This is a genomic window from Corynebacterium sp. CCUG 51687 (assembly GCF_024453995.1).
In the GTDB taxonomy this organism is placed as follows: domain Bacteria; phylum Actinomycetota; class Actinomycetes; order Mycobacteriales; family Mycobacteriaceae; genus Corynebacterium; species Corynebacterium pseudogenitalium.
Map to the genome: position 1 here is coordinate 59310 of NZ_JAGPYT010000009.1, position 15488 is coordinate 74797.

General features: G+C 64.1%; 14 protein-coding genes. 6 read left to right on the forward strand and 8 right to left on the reverse strand.

Annotated elements, in window-relative coordinates; genetic code table 11:
- Nucleotides 1-16: 16 nt before the first annotated feature.
- From KBX13_RS08955 to KBX13_RS08965, 3 genes are all read right to left on the reverse strand, one after another.
- Nucleotides 17-3118 (reverse strand): murein biosynthesis integral membrane protein MurJ, encoded by a 3102-nt coding sequence (locus tag KBX13_RS08955; protein WP_305086097.1) that lies wholly within the window; start codon nt 3116-3118, stop codon nt 17-19.
- A 208-nt stretch (nt 3119-3326) separates the two neighbouring features.
- Nucleotides 3327-5792, reverse strand: coding sequence for a DUF6049 family protein (locus KBX13_RS08960; RefSeq protein ID WP_256021797.1), 2466 nt, complete (start codon nt 5790-5792; stop codon nt 3327-3329).
- Nucleotides 5789-6541, reverse strand: coding sequence for an NUDIX hydrolase (locus tag KBX13_RS08965; protein WP_252931843.1), 753 nt, complete (start codon nt 6539-6541; stop codon nt 5789-5791). Before KBX13_RS08965 ends, KBX13_RS08960 begins: the two co-directional genes overlap by 4 nt.
- Before the next feature lie 149 nt (nt 6542-6690).
- Here KBX13_RS08965 and KBX13_RS08970 point away from each other — a divergent pair, with 149 nt between their 5' ends.
- The 5 genes from KBX13_RS08970 to KBX13_RS08990 all read left to right on the forward strand — a co-directional run bounded on the left by KBX13_RS08970 (nt 6691) and on the right by KBX13_RS08990 (nt 10193).
- Nucleotides 6691-8112, forward strand: a complete 1422-nt coding sequence (locus KBX13_RS08970; RefSeq protein WP_256021826.1) for a CCA tRNA nucleotidyltransferase — start codon at nt 6691-6693, stop codon at nt 8110-8112.
- Nucleotides 8105-8713 (forward strand): YqgE/AlgH family protein, encoded by a 609-nt coding sequence (locus KBX13_RS08975; RefSeq protein WP_256021799.1) that lies wholly within the window; start codon nt 8105-8107, stop codon nt 8711-8713. Before KBX13_RS08970 ends, KBX13_RS08975 begins: the two co-directional genes overlap by 8 nt.
- Nucleotides 8714-9427 carry an AzlC family ABC transporter permease gene (locus tag KBX13_RS08980; RefSeq protein WP_256021800.1) on the forward strand — a complete coding sequence of 238 codons (714 nt, stop codon included), beginning with the start codon at nt 8714-8716 and terminating at the stop codon, nt 9425-9427.
- Complete coding sequence (locus tag KBX13_RS08985) at nt 9424-9756, forward strand: branched-chain amino acid transporter permease (protein WP_256021802.1); 333 nt, start codon at nt 9424-9426, stop codon at nt 9754-9756. The genes KBX13_RS08980 and KBX13_RS08985 overlap by 4 nt, the downstream gene beginning before the upstream one ends.
- Nucleotides 9757-9848: 92 nt before the next feature.
- Nucleotides 9849-10193 (forward strand): hypothetical protein, encoded by a 345-nt coding sequence (locus tag KBX13_RS08990; protein ID WP_256021803.1) that lies wholly within the window; start codon nt 9849-9851, stop codon nt 10191-10193.
- A 331-nt stretch (nt 10194-10524) separates the two neighbouring features.
- Here the strand turns inward: KBX13_RS08990 and KBX13_RS08995 are convergent, their stop codons facing one another.
- Nucleotides 10525-10968, reverse strand: coding sequence for a hypothetical protein (locus KBX13_RS08995; protein ID WP_256021806.1), 444 nt, complete (start codon nt 10966-10968; stop codon nt 10525-10527).
- 736 nt (nt 10969-11704) lie between these two features.
- Here KBX13_RS08995 and KBX13_RS09000 point away from each other — a divergent pair.
- Nucleotides 11705-12928 carry an HNH endonuclease signature motif containing protein gene (locus KBX13_RS09000; RefSeq protein ID WP_256021807.1) on the forward strand — a complete coding sequence of 408 codons (1224 nt, stop codon included), beginning with the start codon at nt 11705-11707 and terminating at the stop codon, nt 12926-12928.
- Here the strand turns inward: KBX13_RS09000 and KBX13_RS09005 are convergent.
- From KBX13_RS09005 to trpA, 4 genes are read right to left on the reverse strand one after another with little or no spacing between them, the layout of a single operon-like run.
- On the reverse strand, nt 12925-13233 hold the full coding sequence (locus tag KBX13_RS09005; RefSeq protein WP_070975444.1) for a hypothetical protein: 309 nt from the start codon (nt 13231-13233) through the stop codon (nt 12925-12927). The two genes, KBX13_RS09000 and KBX13_RS09005, sit on opposite strands and share 4 nt — an antisense overlap.
- A 6-nt stretch (nt 13234-13239) precedes the next feature.
- Nucleotides 13240-14214, reverse strand: coding sequence for a bile acid:sodium symporter family protein (locus tag KBX13_RS09010; protein WP_070478612.1), 975 nt, complete (start codon nt 14212-14214; stop codon nt 13240-13242).
- A 53-nt stretch (nt 14215-14267) separates the two neighbouring features.
- Nucleotides 14268-14615: a Rieske (2Fe-2S) protein gene (locus tag KBX13_RS09015; RefSeq protein WP_370687332.1), complete on the reverse strand. Its 348-nt coding sequence runs from the start codon at nt 14613-14615 to the stop codon at nt 14268-14270.
- 14 nt (nt 14616-14629) lie between these two features.
- On the reverse strand, nt 14630-15487 hold the full coding sequence (gene trpA / locus KBX13_RS09020) for a tryptophan synthase subunit alpha (protein ID WP_256021810.1): 858 nt from the start codon (nt 15485-15487) through the stop codon (nt 14630-14632).
- Between the last annotated feature and the right edge of the window lies 1 nt (nt 15488).

A 15488-nucleotide genomic window follows, 5' to 3' on the forward strand; every position in this document is an offset into this window, starting at 1 on the left:
TCCACCATGGTGGACATCATCGGAGGCTAGTGCGCCCGATGAGGGTGACGTCCCGGAGGATGATGTCCTGGCCGGAGACGTTGAGGACCAGGCCGGTGAGTTCCGGTGAGTCTTCCACGTCGATGCCGTTCTGGCCGTTGAGGAACGTGCCCTCCTGCAGCAGCGGCAGGTCTGCGACGTCGCCGTTCCACGAGGCGCCGGCGGGCAGGCCGTAGATCCGGAAGGTATCGCCGTTGGACGGGGTGTCGACGATCACGTGCTCCAGGGTGAACCCTTTGCGGGCGGTCGCGCCCTTGGCGGGTCGGAGCTCGACGCTCACGTTGTCTGAGCCGGTCCAGGTGGTGGAGCGGTCGGCGTCGACAAGCTCGGGTGCGGAAGCACCTTCGATGGTCGCGCGCATCGGGGTGAGCAACACGGGCAGGCCCGTGACCTCCTCCTCGACCTCCTCTACCCCGGTCTGGACCGAGTCCACCGTGACGGGCGCGTTCGTGTCGTCGCCGGAGAGGAAGCCGACCAGGTACGCGGTGAGCGCCGCGATGATGATCACCGCGCCAACCGCGAGCGACAGCAGCACCGCGAGTGTGACCGGGCCGTAGCGGCGGGATCCGAAACCGCCGCGCAGGTCCTTCGGCTCCTCCGGCTCCTCCTCCACCGGCTCGACGGGGTCGATTGCTTCGGCGGGTGCGTCCTCGGCTTCGTCGCGGGTGAGCTGGCGCTCGAGCTCGCGGAAGTCGTGGGACTCGATGGCGTCGGCGTCGACGAGGGCGCGGGTGGTGCTGGCGACGTCGGCGAGGTCATCGGAGTCCACGTTGGTGGTCAGCAGCTGCAGCGCGGAGGCAAAGGCGTCGGCGTCGTCGGCTGCGGAGGCGTCCGGCAGGACTGCCGGGAACGCGAGGCGCACGTGGCCCTCGCGGTCGATGCGCAGGCGCTGGCGGTTATCCAACCCGAGCGGCACCCCAGCCTCGTGCGCCGCGGCGATCGCGCCCGCCAACGGGGCAAGCGCGTTCGCCACCGCGTCCGTGTGCAAGGTCTGGCCGGACTCGGCGACGGCGCGGACCGAGGAGCCCTCCACCCAGTCAGCGACCACGAGGGCGCCCGTGCGATACGACACGATCTCGATGTTCTCCGGCAGCGCCGGGTGGCGCAGCATCGCGAGCTTGCGCGTGCGACGCGACACACCCGCGGCGTCGATAGCGGCCTGGCGCGGCGTCGCCGGAGCCATCGGCGCCATGCCCGTCGTATCGACGAACGTCAGCGCCACGGAGCGGCCCGTCGACACCTCGCGGGCCTGCCAGAACTGCGCGCCCGTGGTGGAGCCGTGATCGCGGATGAGGCGGAAGCGGCCATCCGACACCGACGCTCCCGGCACCAAACGCGGACCACGCACGACACCAGCCGACATCGGCGGCGGCACCGGCGACGCATTGAACGTATCGGCGGCCAGGAACTGCTGCGACACATCCCGCAGATCCACCTCGCCGACCTCGATCGCGGCGTCCTCGTCCGGGCGGATAAAGCGACCCATGCCCGGGATGCGCGCCAGAGCACGGCCCAGGTTCTGCACCTCCGGCAGGCCAGAGCGCGACAGCACCAGGCCCGTCGCCACCACGAACAGCACGCCGAGGACCATCACCTCAAGCAGGAAGCCCAGCGACGGCAGGCCGATGAGGCCGCCGAGGAAGGACGGGGCGTCGATACCCGCGACATCGCGCACGAGCCAGCGCACCAGGAATATCACCGCGATACCGATCAGCGCCGAGGCCGCCGCCCACAGCGATGTGTGCAGCACCGAGCGGGCCTCCAGCGTGCCCAACTTCCGACGCAGCAACAGCGCGCCGATCACCGCGCCGGCGACGAAACCGAAGCCGTTCGCAGCGCCCAACAGCACCACGACGGACTGCGTCGAGTCCGCAACCAGCGGTGCAAGATACGACAGCACCACCTTCGTGATCGTGATGCCGGCGATGATGAACGTCGGCGTCCATGCCTCCTCCCGCGCGTAGAACACGCGCAGGTGCAACATCACCAGGGCGTACGGGATCAGCGTAAACGCGGAGAAGCTCACCGTCAGGCCCAGCGTGCGGGCCGTGCCGCCGTCGAAGTTGCCGTAGGCGAACAGCGCGTGCCCGATGTCCGGGCCGAGCGCCGTCATAAAGACAATGATCGGGATCAGGGCGATGAACGTCAGCTTCGTGCCCAGCGTCAAGTCCCGGACCACCGCGGCGTCGTCACCGTCGGCGGCGTTGCGGGACAGGCGCGGCATGATCGCCGTCAGCAAGGTGACGCCAATGATGCCGTAGGGCACCTGCAGCAGCATCCAGTGCTGCTGGTAAATAATCGGGGCGGCGTCGCTCGCCATCGACGCGATACGCGTGGTCACGATGTAGCCGACCTGGCTAATCCCCACATAAGTCACGATCGCCAGGGCCATCCCGCCGAACACCTTGAGGCGGTCGTCGATACCCCACAGCGGCCGCAGGTTAATGCCGAGCTTGCGCAGCGCCGGCAGCATAATCAGGCACTGCACCGCCACACCCAACGTCGTGCCGACGCCCAGCAACAGCACATGCGGATTCGCTATCGACGCCGGCGCCGCGGGATTCAAACTGCCCGGCAACATCATGTACCCCAGCAGCACCGCAATCGACACCACGTTGTTCGCCACCGGCGCCCACGCACCCGGCCGGAAATGCTCCTTCGTATTCAGCACCGCCATGAACAGCGAGAACATGCCGTAGAAGAAAATCTGCGGCAATACCAAATACGCAAACGACGTCGACTGCGCGACGTTCACCTGGCCCTCATCGTCGAGGAAGACGCGAGTCAGCAGCGGCGCGGCGGCCACCGCGATGATGGTCACCACCGTCAGGAGCGTCAGCGTCAGCGTGAACAACTGGCGGATAAAGCGCTCCCCGTGGTCCGGGTCCTCCTTCTCCGCGCGCACCAACACCGGCACCACCAGGGCCGTCAGCACGGACCCCAGCACGATCTCCGTAATAATGTTCGGCAGCGTATTCGCCGTATTAAATGCCGACGCCACCGCCGGGCCCAACGCGGCGCCGATCAGCACCGTGCGGATGAAGCCCGTGATGCGCGAAATCAGCGTCGCGATCGCCATCGATCCCGTCGCCCGCACCACGGAATTGCTCTCCGGGGCGGGATCTGGCACCGCCGCGGAAGGGTCCGCCGTCAGCGTCGAACGGTCCGGGGCCTCGGCCTCGGTGGCGTCGATAAGCTCTGGGTTCTCTCGCGGGGTGGGCACCGGCGCCGGCGGCGCAGGGGGCACGATTCGGCCACGCGTACCAGCCCGAGGTTGCTCAACCACGTCAGTCTCCAATCAAAGGTGGGTGTTCATTGTCCAAACGTTGCTGTGTTGTTGGGCTGCGTGGCGCTGCCCGAGCCCGGCGCCGGCGTCCAACCGAATACATCAGCATCAGCACCACCAGCACGCCGAGCCCGGTAACCAGCGCCCAGCCCTCCACGGCGGCGCCCGCCGTGCGCACCGAAATGTTCACCGGCTGCGAGATCGGACTGCCATCAGAACCCGCCAGGTACAGCTGCAGGTCAATACTGCGCTGGTCCTCCGGGTAGTCCGCCGTCATCTGTACCGTCTGCGAGCCGCGGGCCGGGATCCGCATCGTGGTTGGCACGTGCAGCGTGATCAGGCCGCTCGCCGCCTGGAACCGGATGGTCGTCTGTACCGGCAGCGGCATCCCGTTCTGCGCCACGATCAGCAGTGGGCTCGACGGGGAGGTCCGCGTGTACACGTTGCCCGGCGGGATCAGCGTCACCGACGCCCGCAGCGCCTGCAGTACGTCGCGGCTGCCCCGCAACCGCTCGGCCGTGGTGCGCACGGAAGCGTCGTACCGCGACAGCGACTGGCGCTCCTGCATACTCAGGGCCGCCAGCACATCGCGGCGCAGCGGCAGCGTGAACCCGTAACGCGTCAGCGCCACCTGTGGGTCGTTCGCGAGCAGCTGTGTTAAGTCATCTGTGAACTCAGCCTGCTGGGAGGCCGTCAGCACCTCCGCGTCCGAGACCACCGTCGGATCCGGAAACAGCGTGCCCACGCGCGTCGCCGCCGGCACCTCCGCCGGGTCGGGCGCATTCAGGAAGTCGCCGAAGCTCATCGGCGCGACCTCGCCGGACCGAACCAGCTCCGCGACCGTGCCCAGCAGCAGCGCCGCCGAGTCCGCGTCCCAGCTCGCCGGTGGGTTCACGAACACTGGCTCCTCCGGCGTCGCTTCTTGCGCCGCCAGCCTGAGCGCGGAGGCCGCATTGATCGCGCGCGCCCGCTGGGAGTCCATCTCGTAGCGGTACCGCAGCGCGTCATTCGAGTAGCCGACGGTGGCGGGGGCGGAGCCGACCGTCGCTAAGACCGAGGCCAGCGAGTCCTGGAACTGCACTGCCATCACCCCCGGCGCCACCCACGCGGCGTTGCCGGGGCCCGGGTGGTCGACGCTGCTTCGCGCCGCCAGCACGTGCACCGGGTGCACGGGCGCCGCCGGGAACACGTCCGCGGGGTCCGGCAGCTCGTTGCGGTCGAGCGCCGCCTGCCCGTCCCCACTTGTCGACGCCCGCTCCGCCCGAGCCGCCTCCCATTCCCCCTGCAGCCCGTGCTCCGGGATCGCGGAGTCGATGTGGTTGGCCCAGCCGAAGGCGGGGGCAGCGTCCGGCGTGATGTAGCCGGCGCCGGGGATGACGGCGTTGAGCGTGCCGGTGGTGCCGAGCTCCCGCTCGAGCACGAACGGACCGCGCTCCAACGCCTCACGCATCAGCCACGGATCCCCTGTGCGGGCCAGCGTGTTGACGTCGACGTTTTGCCACGGCAGCGCCACCGTGCAGCCCTTCGCTGCGACGCTGCGCAGCTGAGCCAGCCACGCCTGCGCGTCCGCTTGTCCCTTACCTATCTCGCCCTGGGCGGTGGTGTCGTCGGTGTTCCAGCTGTCACGCAGCCGTTTTGGCTCCTCAGCGACCGGCGGGCGCGTAGTGGTGACGCGGTAGCCCTCCGCCATCCGCGCCACCGTGTCCACGAGCGCCGGGTCCAGCCCCAAGCACGTGGCGAAGCCAACGCCAGGTTCCTCTACCGCGTCCTCGTACTGGCTGAGCAGCCGCTCAAGGCGCCCGCCGGGCGCGAGCTGGCTCGCCAACGTCTCCGACTTCAGCAGCAGCGGGGAGCGCTCCGGGGCTTCCCCAGTCTCGCCAGGCACGATGTCAATCGGCGCGGTGATCGGGTACAGCGCGGTCATAGCCGGCGCCGGGTCCTCCGACGGCTCGCCGCGCACCGAGATGTGGAAGCGCTCAGTGTCCAGCGTCGTCAGGCTCTGTTTGAGTTCGAAGAGCAGCGGGTACGTCCCCGCGCCCGGCAGCTCAACATCCAGCTCGACCTCTGCCGACTCCCCCGCGCCCAACTCCTTATCGACGTCCACTCCGCGCCCCACCGGGCCGTACTCGCTCACCGAGGCGACCGCCGCCGCGCGCTGGTCCAGCACGGAACCCGTGGCCGGGCCACGCCGTGGAACCACGCGCAGGTTCGCCAGTGGCGCGTCCGTTTCGTTGTGGATGCGAAGTTTCACGTGAAACATTTCGCCGGCGTTGAGGGCCGAGGGGGCGTCGACAAGCTTGATGGACGCGCGGGTGCCCTCCCCCGGACGCACTGCCGGGTTCACCCACTGCGACGCCACCGCCGGGTCCTCGGGCGACGTTGGCGCTGGTAGGGCGCCCGCCGTGACCGGAAGCAGGCCCAGCGCCGCCACCGCAATCGCCGCGGCTCCGCTACGCACGCTGCTCATCGCGGTGTCAACCTTCCGGCCGCGGCTTCCTTGCGCGCCAAGTCCGGCATCCTGTTCACCGCGATCCGCGCGAGCTTGCGCTCGTCCGCGTACGCCAGGCGCTCGATCAGCTGGTTCATCGGCACCCACGCGACTTCCGTGACCTCCGGGTCTTCGTCGTTAAACACTCCATCGACGTAGCGCAACAAGTTATGGTGCACCGTCTTATGAATGCGGACGCCCTCAGAAATGAACCAATAATCAATCACGCCAAGCGTATTGAAGGCCTCACCGGTAATCCCGGTCTCCTCCCACACCTCACGCTCCGCAGTGCGCCACTGCTCCTCGCCTTCCTCCACGTGACCCTTCGGCATCGACCACAACAGACGGCCCCGACGGTCCAGCCGCCCAATGAGCGCGACGTAAATCTTCGACAGGTCCACCTTGTCGTGCCGGTCCACAGCCTCCGCCATACCAGACACCACCAGGCCGCCCGCACTCGTCTCGTTCCTGGTCTCCAGCGACGAATCAACCGGCCGCTGCTGCCTCTTGCGTGCCGAGGTCCCCCTGCCCCGCCGGTTCGACCCGCGGCGACGCTGCTGCTGCGACCCCCGCTTTTTGGCGTGCGAACCACGCCGACGGCCACGCCGCCGCTTCGGGGAGTCACCCCCCGCCTTCGAGTTAGCGCCGTCCCCGCGCCCCTTCCCGCCAGAGTTCGGAGACTTCCGCTCCGACGGAGGAACCGGCTTCGGCCGAGTGTTCTCAGTCATTCAATTCATGGTATCCGTACTGGCCACCTTTGTGGTACTTAACAGCACCAGGGAAGCAAAGTATCGTGTGAGAGGTGACAAAGACTGAAGAAACACACCGGTGCCCGTTCGACCTCCCCGACCCCTCCGACCCGAACGCCGTCGCGGCGTTGCAGGTTCGGGCCGAAGAGGGCGTCGCAAAGCTGAGTGGCTTGCTGACGCCCCTCGCCCAGCGCTTCGTGGAGCGCGGCGAGCACCTCTACCTTGTCGGCGGGCCCGTGCGCGACGCGATGCTGGGCAAACTTGGGCACGACCTCGACTTCACGACGTCCGCCCTGCCCCCCACCGTGCAGGAAATTCTCGACGAATGGGGCGAGACGACCTGGGACACCGGCATCGAGTTCGGCACCGTGGCCGCCGTGCGCGAGGGCCAGCAGGTCGAGATCACGACGTTCCGCTCCGACCTGTACGACGGCGTGACGCGCAACCCCGAGGTGACGTTCGGCGACACCCTCGACGGCGACCTCATTCGGCGCGACTTTGCTTGCAACGCGATGGCCATCGAGCTCGACGTGGTCGACGGCGCACTCCGCCCAATCTTCCACGACCCGGTGGACGGTATCAGTGACCTGCTGCAACGCCGCCTTGACACCCCGCAGGCGCCCGAGATTTCCTTCCGCGACGACCCGCTTCGCATGCTCCGCGCCGCCCGCTTCGCCTCCCAGCTCGGCTTCGAGGTTGCTCCGCGCGTCTTCGACGCGATGCGCGACATGGCAGGTGAGATTCAGCGCATCACCGTCGAGCGGATCCAAGCCGAGCTGGACAAGCTCATGTGTGGCATCGCCCCCTGGGAGGGCATTGACCTGCTGGTTCGCACCGGCATCGCCGAGTTCGTGCTGCCTGAGGTGCCGGCGCTGCAGCTCGAGCAGGACGAACACATGCAGCACAAGGACGTCTACGCACACTCGCTGACGGTGCTGCGCCAGGCCACCGAGCTCGAGGACGACGGCCCCGACCTCAAGTTGCGGCTCGCTGCGCTGCTTCACGACGTCGGCAAGCCCGCCACCCGCGCCGTCAAAGAAGGCGGCGGCGTGAGCTTCCACCACCACGAGGTCGTTGGCGCGAAGCTGGTGCGCAAGCGCCTCCGTGCGCTGAAGTACCCGAAGCACGTCATTAGTGATGTCGGCCAGCTGGTCTTCCTGCACATGCGCTTCTACGGTTTCGGCGAAGGCAAGTGGACCGATTCGGCGGTGCGTCGCTACGTCACCGACGCCGGCGACCTCCTCGGCCGCTTGAACAAACTCGTGCGCGCCGACTGCACGACGCGAAACCCACGCAAGGCGCGCCGCCTGCAACGTGCGTACCAGAACCTCGAGGAGCGAATCGCGACGCTCGCCGAGCAGGAGGACCTCGCGCGAATCCGCCCTGACCTTGACGGCAACGAGATCATGCAGATCCTGGACCTCAAGCCCGGCCCGGAGGTCGGCGAGGCCTGGAAGTATATGAAGGAACTACGTCTGGAGCGCGGCGAACTCGAGCACGACGAGGCCGTCGCTGCGCTGAAGTCTTGGTGGGAGGAACGTAATGCCTGAGTATTTCTTCGGTGACCGCCTGTTTACGTCACTCGAACGCACGGAACCTGACAGCGGTATGCTGCTCGTCGCTGCACCCGGGATGTACTCGCCTGAGTTTTCTCGGACGGTTGTGCTCGTGATTGAGCATGGCGAGCAGGGCACGCTCGGCGTCATCTTGAATCGTCGTTCCGACGCCGCCGTGGCGAACGTGCTGCCAGAGTGGGAGTCGCTCGCCAGCGAGCCGGCGGTGATGTATTACGGCGGACCCGTCAGCCCGAACGCTGCCGTTGGCTTGGGAGTGACCCGCAACGATGTTGATATCGCCGAGCACCCGACGCTGACCAGACTGGCGAACAAGCTCGTACACGTCAACATGCATGCGTCGGCTGAGCAGTTCACTGGGCTGCTGGAGGGCTTCCGCCTGTTCGCCGGGTTCTCGTCCTGGGACGCGGGTCAGCTCGACGAGGAGATCGAACGCGGCGACTGGTACGTCGCCCCGGCCCTCCCCTCCGACGTCATCACACCCGCGAGTGTCGATTTGTGGGCCGACGTCCTACGCCGCCAACCCATGCCTCTACCCCTTTTCGCCACCTTCCCATCCGACATCGAGGACAACTAGATGAATGTTTCACGTGAAACATTGCGAGAATTCGGCCTCGGAGTGCGCGACATGTGGCTCGTCGGGCTCGGCGTTGTGCCCCTCGGGCTAGCGTTTGGGCTGCTCATGGTGCAATCCGGGTTCGCTTGGTGGTGGACACCGGTCTTCTCGATGCTTATCTACGCCGGCTCCACCGAGTTCCTCGCAATCCCGATGGTACTCGGCGGCGTCGGCCCCGCCTCCGCCGCGATGACCGGTTTCATGGTGAACTTCCGACACCTCTTTTACGGCCTCACCTACCCGCGGGACGCGATCCGCTCGACGTTTGGCCGCCTCTATTCGATCTATTCACTGACCGACGAAGTCTACGCCGTCATCAGCGCCCGACAGCAGACCACGCGCCACACCGGCCCGCGCCTCATCGCCATCCACGTGATGTGCCAGGCGCTCTGGGTCGTGTCCGGGCTCGTCGGGGCGCTTGTCGGCGAACGCCTTCCCGGCACAATCGAGGGCATGGACTTCGCACTCACCGCACTCTTTATCGTCCTCGCCTACGAAGGGTTCCAGGCTTCGCGAGACATGAGCGCCGTGCTCATTGCTGCGGGGATCGCGCTCGTAGCAGCCTTCGTCGTCCCTGGCCAGATGCTGATGGTGGCGCTGATCGCGTACTTCCTTGTCCTGCTGGTTCGATTTTGGGTACCTGGCGTCGATAAGCGATTGGAGTGGAAGCGATGAACGGACTTCCCGCCGGCGTTGACCTGCCCATGGTGTGGGCCGTCATCCTGCCGATCGCCGTGGTCACCGTGCTGCTCCGGGCGCTGCCATTCGCCTTTCGTGGGTGGCTAGACGGCAGCCCACTTCTCGACTTCCTCCGCCTCTACATGCCCGTCGGTGTCATGGTCGTCCTCGTGCTGTACACCTTCACCAGCTCCGACCAGCCTGTGTGGGCCGGGCTGTTTGTCGGTCTTGTAACGCTCGTCCTCCACGCCTGGCGACGCTCCCCCGCCCTCTCCATCCTGGTCGGCACAGGCTTGTACGTGGCGCTCGTCAACCTTGTCTTGTGAATAGAAGTGTTGCTGAGTTAGAAACTGCCTGATACATTGGCGGTTGTTGTCAAAACCCTGGCAATATCGCCCTCTGTATTCAGGAGATTTCCATGAAGCGTTTCGCTACCGCTGCCGTCGCAGCCGCCACTGCCCTTTCGCTCGCTGTTGTTCCGGCGGGTGCTGCAGACACGTCAAGCAACGATGACGAAGTCACCTCGTCGGTTGGTCTTTTGGCTCTGTTGCAAGCAGGCAAGCTGGCCGGTGCCGAAAACCAGGCGGATTACGATCAAGCAGCTGTAGAGACGCTGTTCGGCGCCGCCGCATTGCAAAGTTCCTTTGAAAACGACGAGAAGAAGGGCTGGCCCATGGGTCGCACCTTCGACATCATCTGGGGTTCCTTGCTCGGTGTTGCGGCTCTTGGTGGTCTTGCGTTCCTGGCACTAAACGCAAAGTAGATTTCAAGATTTAGCGCTCGGCTCGGGTTTCGGGCCGGGCGCTTTCGCGTATATGCCACAGGGTTTAATAACGTCACATACGTTAGACTGGTCCATAGTCTTGGTAGGGGCGAAGCTTCAATTTCTGCCACTTACTTGCCTCGTCCGAAGCGTTCCCAGGGGATGTTGTGCCTATATTTATTGTCACTCAACAGTGTGGTGTGGGGCTGAGATGATCCACGAGCGGCTGATGGGGCCGCGCTATTGATTTGGTATTAATAAACGCCAAACAGATTGAAAAAACCCAGCCTTATACGAGAGGCTGGGTCAGAATGTGGCGTCGAAAAGTGAATTAGAACGGCAGCGCTGGAAGCTGAATGCCCGGAATGACGCCGGAGACTGCAGCAACGACACCAAGAAGTGCAACGAGCGCAGCCGGAACGCCGATCAGGAGACCGAGAATGCCTGCCTTGTAATCCTTGTCGTTGATCAGCTCCTTGACACAATCCAGCTCGTCAGAAGAAGAGGTCAGCTCCTCGCGGATCTCCTGACGAGTCTGATCAGCCTTGTTCTTAGCGATGTCACCAGCAGTCTGTGCCTCAGCTGCCTTCTTCTTTGCCTTAGCCTCCTTTTCCTTCTCTGCGGCCTCAGCCTTGGCCTTGCACTGCGCGTAGGCAACCGAGGAGCCAACCTTGGCATCCTTGTCGGAAGGCTGAGCCTCAGCCGCGAATGCAGGGCCAGCGACCAGGGACAGGGACAGAGTTGCAGCAGTTGCTACGGAGGTAAAACGCTTCATGGGTAGCTCCTTTGTGGGATCGGTTAAAGTTAGGGACTCGCCAAAGTTTTGGCATGTCTGCAACTAACATCGATCGGAACGTCCTGTGCGTTACTTCGGAGATCAAATGATTCCGAGAGGTGATTTGGGAACAGCGCTCCCCTGCCCTGCGCGGGCTCGGACCAATAGGTCAGAGTGGGTTGAGAACTTGCTACTCCCACGGGGCCGTCGAACGGCTCCGATTGTCCGCGGGGCGGACAGTTGATTGCGTGTTTCGATATTCCGCGGGGCGGACAACTCGCCGTTGTTGCAACCCACCTCTCAATAAGTAAGGTTTCCGCGGGGCGGACAATTTACCCGTTGTTGCAAAGCAACCTCGCGCACAGTCCGCTGCGCGGACTCCAACGAAGCTTTAGTCGACTCCAGTAGCATTCCGCGGCGCGGACAGAGCGCGAAAGCCAATTGGGCGAGTCGAGATTTGAGCTGTCCGCGGCGCGGACACTTCGAGCCCTTTGTGACGGCCTTGTTCACAGTCCGCGGCGCGGACAGAGCGAGTTCAGCTCAAGACCCCAACGATTGCATCAAGGTGTCCGCCGCGCGGACACCCACCCACACACCCGTGCTCGAAAGTGGCGTCGCAAAGCACCCCGCGCACTGTCCGCCGCGCGGACACCCACCAACAAATATTTGGATAAACCTCTTGACACCACCATTCGAACACGTATACTAAAAAACAACCAAAACACCAGGGGGAACCATGCACACCACCACCATCGACGCCGACACCATCATCAACACCATCGTAGAAAGCGCACGCCTGTTCGCATACTCACACGCGGAAATACTGACCGCGATCGCCGAATTCGACGCCCACAACCTCGCCGAAGCCTACGGGTGTGCCTCAACCGGGGCATGGCTTGCCAGAGTGCTAAAAATGAAACGCACCCGCGCCTACGAATACGCCGCCGTCGCACGCAAACTCACAAGCTTTCCCACCATCCTCGACGCGCTGCGACAAGGAAGCATCGACTACACCAGTGTGCGCTACATGCTCGACTACGCCACCGACACAAACCAACACGAACTCGTAGAGATAGCCGCCGAATCTGGCTACCAAGGCCTCGTACACGCCCTTGCAGGCGCAACACCCACCAATAGGCAACCCCAGGATGCTGGTGCACACTGCGGGCTGACCATCCGCGAAGACGGCCAATACCTACGCGGCTGGTTTTGCATGAACGCTACCGACGGTGTGGCCTTTCAAGCAGCCCTGCGCGCAGGAGCACACGCCTATGCGGACGACAACGCGATGGATGAGGCTGATGCGCAGATGATGCGCTCGACCTTCGGGCTGCCACCGGCACGATTAATGCTGCAATCACTCATGGGGATGGTGCACATGGTGCGCACCGGGGCCGCCACACATGCGACGATGGCGCCAGCGGCACAAGTGATGGTGCATATGACATCAGATGGGCGGGCGTTTTTACCGAATCATATGGCGGCGCCTGCCGCACGGCTTGCCAATCTGGTAGATCATGCAGATTTGATGGGTGTGCTCTATGACGCCCAGGGGCAGGTGATTAGGTTTGGGCGCAAACGCAGGCTTGCAAGCCCGAAGCAGGTGCAGGTGTTGTTAGGGATGTGGGGGCATAAGTGCGCGGTGCCAGGCTGTGGGCATACCAGGTTCTTGCAGATGCATCATATTCGGGATTGGGCCGAAGGAGGTGCAACGGATATAGAGAATCTTGTGCCGTTGTGCTCGAGGTGTCATTCGTTGGTCACGGATGGGTTTATTCGGGTGGTCAAGCCGGGTCCGACGTTGTATTTCCGGTTTGCTAGTGGTGAGCAGTGGGTGTGTGAGCCTGGTCGGGTGGGGTATCGCGATGATGCTGCCGAGATTGAGTTGGATGGGTGGGGTGTGGATTCGTTTGCGGATGAAGCCGCACCGACGTGGGATTGGGACACCCCCAAGGTTTAAGCATGCCCCAGCAGACTACAAGCCTCAGCCCACAGCGCCTCGAACTCCTCTACCGCAATGGCTGTCGCAGAAATGCCCTCGAACTGTGCGTACAGGTCTGGGTGCGGAACGATAGACATCGGCTCATTCGCCTGACCAATCACTTTGCCGTCGGTATAAATGCCAGTAATGGTCTCGCTCGGGTCCAGCTCGATCATCCGAACCATCGTACATTCGCGAGGGTTCAGCTCCTCAAGTTCGGCAATATTGAGAAGCTCTCCCCCAAGATCTGGAGCGCTGTAATGAATCCGGACGTAATGTTTCACGTGAAACTATTCCTTCGAAGCTGTGGTTTGGGCAAGGCGCGAGACGTACGCGGAGCACGTCATCAACTGAATCAGATGGTAGACCATCAACGGCACAATCAGCACACCGAGTTGACCGCCGCCAAAGATAACCGACGCCATCGGCAGCCCCGCCGCCAAAGACTTCTGCGTCCCGCACATCTGGATGGCTACCGTGTCCGCCCTCGAGAACCTCAAGGCCTCCGGGACAACCCGTGTCACCCACAGCATGACGCAAACCAGAACCAGAGCGAACGCAGAGAGGAAGACCAACTCGAGCGCAGAAACATTCGACCACACGCCAGAAACAACACCGGCTGAGAACGCCGAGTACACGACCATCCAAATGGACCCGCGGTCAACAAGCTTGGTAGCTTTCCGCGCAGCGAAGCCAGCAACACCAGGCACCACTGCCCGAGCGACCTGACCCAGCACGAAAGGAAGGAGCAACTGTAATGCAACATTCCGGAACACGGATGCATCGATATGAATGCCACTGTCGGCACCCATCAGGACCATAACGAGGGCGGGCGTCGCTACGACACCAACTATCGACGACAGGCTCGCCGCCACCACCGCTCCCGGCACATTGCCACGCGCGATGCCTGTCAGTGCAACCGAGGACTGGACAGTCGACGGCACCAGGCAAAGATAGAGGATCCCCTGGTATACCGAGTCGGAAATGAACGCGGTTGTGGGGCGCATGGCCAGGCCGATCAAAGGATACGCGATGAACGTAAAGGCGAGGATGATCGAATGCAGGCGCCAATTCGTCAAACCTTGCAGCGCCTCGCGGGTGGAAAGACGCGCACCATAGAGGAAAAACAGCAGACCGATTGCAAGTTTGACAGCAATGGAAAAGCCCTCGGCAAACGAGCCTCGGGCGGGCGCAATGAACGCGAGTACCGCGGCGAGGATGATGCCGAGGAGCAAGGGGTCAATACGGCGAAGAAAACCTGGCATGCACACATGATAGCCACGCAGGCCACGCCAGGCAGGCCGAGAAAGCAGCAGTTTTACATCGACGCGTTCAGCGTCTCACCCTCTTCTGTCAGCTGCGCTGGGGTCAGTGGATTTTGCGTTGGCCCGGAGACTGCGGAGCCGTCGATAATGCTGAAGACGGAGCCGTGGCCGGTGCAGCGAACAGTGTCCCCATCGACCTTGGTGATCTTCTGGCCCTGGTGGGGGCAGGTTTGGGAGTATGCGACATACTCACCGGCGGTCGGTTGGGCGATAATGAAGCCGTCGAGGATGACGGCGCTGCCGACCGGTAGTTGGGTTTTGGCTACCTCGGCGGTTGGTTCAGATCCGCAGGCGGCGAGGAACGCGCCGGCGAAGGTGGTGGCGGTGCCGAGGAGGAACATGCGTCGTGAACAAGTCATGCCCTGATAGTAGCCTGTTTCATTGCCGTGACGTAGGAGGACAGCTCGGCGGTCAGCGCGTCGATGTCCGTAATGCGCGCGGGGTTCGGGTGCGAGTGTTCGGTGTATTTGGCCACGATGTTCGCGATCGCGGAGCCGGTGATGGCGCCTGCTGCCCCGGCTGCGATTGCGTCCGCGACGTGCTGCGGTGTGGAGATCCCGAACCCGAGCAGCACCGGTGCGCCGCCGTACGCCCGCACGTTATCCACCACCTCGCGAAGTCCGTCGACGGAGGCTTCCTTGTCGGCGCCGGTCACGCCGTCGCGGGAGATGGCGTAAATGTAGCCGCGGGATTGCGCGGCGACGCCCTCCAAAGTCTGCGGGCTGGCTTTGGCAGGGGCGATGTAGATCGGGTCGACACCCGCGGCAAGAGCAGCTTCGCTGAACGGCGCCGATTCGCGCACAGGAACGTCCGGGAGTAGCACGCTGTCCGCGCCGGCCTCTCGGAACGCCTCGTAGAACGAGGAAAGACCACGCACGTAGGCGACGTTGGCGTAGATCAGCATGCCGATCGGCAGGTCGGGGTATCGCTCGCGGATCGTCCGAACTTGTGACAGTGCCTTATCGACGGTCGCTCCGCCATCGAGTGCCCGCACGTGTGCCGCCTGGATGGCGGGGCCGTCGGCGACGGGGTCGGAGAACGGGACGCCGAGTTCGAGGGCGTCGGCTCCGGCGGTGACGGCGGCGTCGATGATTTGGAGGGCGTCGTCGGGGGTTGGGTCGGAAAGCATGATGAATGGGACGAAGGCCCCCTCTCCCCTCTCCTGTAGGGAGGTGAAGAGTCTTTCGTAACGTGACGTAGTAGGGGTGGACATG